General features: G+C 60.2%; 2 protein-coding genes. Both read left to right on the plus strand.

What is annotated here, in order from left to right; genetic code table 11:
- Positions 1-203 precede the first annotated feature (203 nt).
- Positions 204-2,558 carry a hypothetical protein gene (locus tag VGY55_13420; protein ID HEV2970966.1) on the plus strand — a complete coding sequence of 785 codons (2,355 nt, stop codon included), beginning with the start codon at positions 204-206 and terminating at the stop codon, positions 2,556-2,558.
- Positions 2,559-2,788: 230 nt separating this feature from the next.
- Positions 2,789-3,787: hypothetical protein (locus tag VGY55_13425; GenBank protein HEV2970967.1), on the plus strand; the 999-nt coding region annotated here is incomplete at its 3' end.

Consider the following 3,787-nt stretch of genomic DNA (forward strand, 5'->3'; position numbering starts at 1 on the left):
CGCGTTCTTCTTACATTACTTGAATCCGGAACAACCGTTGATGACACCGTTCGGCGATGTTGTACTGCCCGAACCAACTACGATGCCCGATCGGCTTCATTTTATTAAGTACGAACCACCGTGATAAGAGTGCATGGGCACGACCGCCGCTAAGCGATTTGGATTCGGATTTCCGAGAAGTGCACGACACCTGACGTTTGACCATGTCAATTGAGATCCAACAGCCTAGTCTAGCTCCGCAGATTGGCTCGCTCTTGTCGGGGCTGCGGCGGCGAATCCGCCAGTATGTTTGGGTCCAGGGCTTGGCGCTGGCGGTGGCTTGGCTGGGAACGGCGTTCTGGATCACGCTCGTTTTGGATTGGTGGATCGAGCCGCCGGCGCTAGCGCGGCAGATCATGATCGGCGGCGTGGCGGCGGTGCTCGTCTATTTGATCTATCGCTTCATCCTGCGACGGGCGTTCGTGCGGCTGGCCGACGGCAATCTGGCCGTGCTGCTCGAGCGGCGTTTCGACAAGTTCGGCGATAGCCTGCTCACGACGGTCGAGTTGGCGGAACAGCCAGGGCATTCGCTCGGCTTCAACCCGCGGATGCTTGCCCACACGCAAAGCGAAGCGATTCGCCATCTGCCGGAGGTGCGGCTGGCGGACATATTCCGCCGCGGCCCGCTCGTTCGCGCGCTCGTCGGGGCGGCGGCGGCCGTTGTTTCCGTGGCCGCCTTTGCGCTGCTGGCCTCGGGAGCGTTCAAGATCTGGGTGGATCGCGATCTATTGTTCTCCGACGTGCTCTGGCCGCGGCGAGTGCATTTGGCCGTCGACGGCTTTCCCGACAAGCGGCTCAAGATCGCCAAAGGTTCCGATGTGACGATCATCGCCAAAGCCGATACCCGTTACGAAGTGCCCGAGACCGCGCAGATCCGCTACCGCACGGAAGAGGGCAAGAGCCGCGAGAACATGAGTCGCCTCGGCGTGGCGGCGGCGGGAGACGAGTATCAGTTGTATTCGTTCGTCTTCCGCGGGATTCTTTCCTCGCGATCGTTCGACGTTGTCGGGGGCGACATGGCGCTGCGCGATTATCAGATCGACGTGGTCGACGTGCCCACGATCGAAATGACGCTCCGTTGCGTCTACCCCGAATACATGCACCGCGAGTCGCGCGATCTGCCGGTCACGGGGCTTGTGCAATTGCCGCAAGGAACCAAGATCACGGTCCAGGCTAAGGCCAACAAGGACCTCGTCGACGTGCCGGTCAGCTCGCTTGTGGCCGACAAGACGCAACCCGGACGCACGATCCATCTGGCCGATTCGCCCGATCGACGCCGCTTCACGTATCAGATCGAGCGCCTCGATGACGACGAAACCCTGCTCTTCACGCTGGTGGATACCGACGGGATTCGGACGAAGGACCCCGTGCGACTCAATTTGAACGCCATCCCCGACGAAGCCCCGCGTGTCGGCGTGCACCTCCGGGCGATCAGCACGTCGATCACTCCGCAGGCCCGCTTGCCGATCGAAGGCGAGATCACCGACGACTACGGAGTGTCGAAGCTGTGGTTCGAATACAAGCTGGATCAGGCCGATCCGGTCCGGGTCTCCTTCCGCACGAATCCGCACGGCCACGCGTCGCTCAAATTCGATCGGGCGGCCGACGAAGCGCTCGATTTCAAAGAGCAACCGCTGAAGATCGGTCAGCAGATGGTGCTTACGATGACGGCCCAGGACAATTGCACGCTCAAGCAGGGGCCGAATGTCGCGGCGAGCGAGCGCTATCTGCTTGCGATCGTAGCCCCGGAGCAACTGATGTCGATGCTCGAAGCCCGCGAGTTGACTCTCCGGCTGCGGCTCGAGCAGATCGCACAAGACCTCACGGCCACGCGCGACCAACTGGCGCAGCTCGATTTCGCTCCGCCGACGGGTTCCGCGCCGAGCGAAAAGCCGGTCGACAAAAACGGCGCCGACAAAAACAGCACCGCCAAAAAGGCCGCCGGCGACAAGCCGGTCGCCAAACCGCCAGCCGGCGCCGAGCCGGAAGATGGCCGCTCGTCCAAGTCGCCCGCCTCGGGCGCGGAACCGGGCGACACGAACGATCGAGCACCCAATCGCGGTCTCAATTCGGCCCCGGTTGTGATCGAGCAGACCTTGGCTAACAGCGAACGCGGGGCGAGCGAGACCGCCAGCCTCTCGACGGCGTTCGACGACATTCGCGACGAGATGACCAACAACCGAATCGAGACGCCCGAACTCGAATATCGGCTCAAAGACCAGATCGCCGATCCACTGCGGCGGATTGCGGAGACCATGTTCCCCGAACTGGACCGCCGCCTGAAAAAGCTGGAGGGGACGCTCGCCGACCCCGGGTTGAGCAAAACCCGCCACGAGGCGGCGCTCCAACAGGTTGACGCGATCTTAGTCGAAATGCGACAAGTGATGAACAAGATGCTGGAACTCGAATCGTTCAACGAGATCGTCGAGCATCTTCGCGACATCATCAAGGCCCAGGACGACCTGAACAAGCTGACACAGAAGCGGCAAAAGGAGAAAGCATTGAAGCTCAACGATTAACGCGAATCGCTCGGTCGCGAACTTTTCTCGGCGATTCGGCGACTAAATTGCGGTGAGGCCGGCCGAACCATTGAGATTGGGGTTGAATCAATTGGAAATGAACGGAAATGAACGGAAGTAATTGGCAGCATAACAGGGTTGGTATCTTGCATTCGCGTTCATTCCCGTTCATTTCCGGCTCTATCCTGCTTGGTTTTTGAGCATTACTTGCTTGTCAAAAAGGACTTACGATGAAGGTCAAGGCTAGGAATCGCTGGTCGCTAGCGGCGCTTGCCATCGCGACGTTCGTCGTTTCCGCGCCGGTCCTGTTGGCAGCCGAACCGGCCAAGGACGCCCCGGGCACCGCCGCTCCGGCCGCGAGCGATCCAGCAAAACCAGCGGCGAGCGTCCCGCTCGACAAGGAGCAAGACAAACTCGCCAAGCAGTATTCCGACCTTGAAAAGGCGATGAACCGCATGGCCGAGGTGGTCGGTGCGAATGATCCCAAGCAGGCCGCGTTGCTCCGGCAGGCCTTCGCTGAGAGTCGCCAGCGGTTGCTCGACGATCGCTTTGTCGAGTTGGTCAAACAGTTGAACAAAGACCAGCTCTACGTCGCCACCAAGGGGCAGGTGCAAGTCGAGCAGGATCTCGTCAAGCTGCTCGAGCTGCTCCAAAGCGGCGACCGCGCCAAGCAAGCAGAATCCGAAAAGGAGCAATACAAGAAGATCATCGCGCAGCTCGACAAGCTAATCAAGGAAGTCGAGGGCACGCACGGGCAGACGGAAGGCGAAGGCGACACCAAGGAACTCGCCCCGCGCCAAGGAAAAGAAGCCGACAAGGCAAAGCAACTGGCCGAGGACATCAAGAAGCTCGAACCCAAAGACACGTCCGCCTCGGACGAGAGCAAATCGGACGATAAGAGCAAGGGCGAAGGCAAGGGCAAAGGTCAGGGCAAGGGCGACGAAAAAAGTGACGGCAAGGGCGACGGCAAAGGCGACGGAAAGGGCGAAGGAAAGGGTGAAGGAAAGTCCGAGAAGAAGTCGGGCGACGGCAAGCAGCCCGGCGACAACAAGTCACCTGGCGACGGCAATAAGAATGCGTCAAAGCCCGACGATAAGGGACAGGGGAAAGGCGACGGAAAAGGCCAAGCCAAAGGTGACGGAAAAGGTGATGGTAAGTCGGACGGTAAAGGCGAGGGCAAAGGCGACGGCAAAGGTGAAGGTAAAGGAGAGGGTAAAGGAGAGGGTAAA

The sequence above is a fragment of the Pirellulales bacterium genome (genome assembly GCA_035939775.1).
GTDB lineage: Bacteria > Planctomycetota > Planctomycetia > Pirellulales > DATAWG01 > DASZFO01.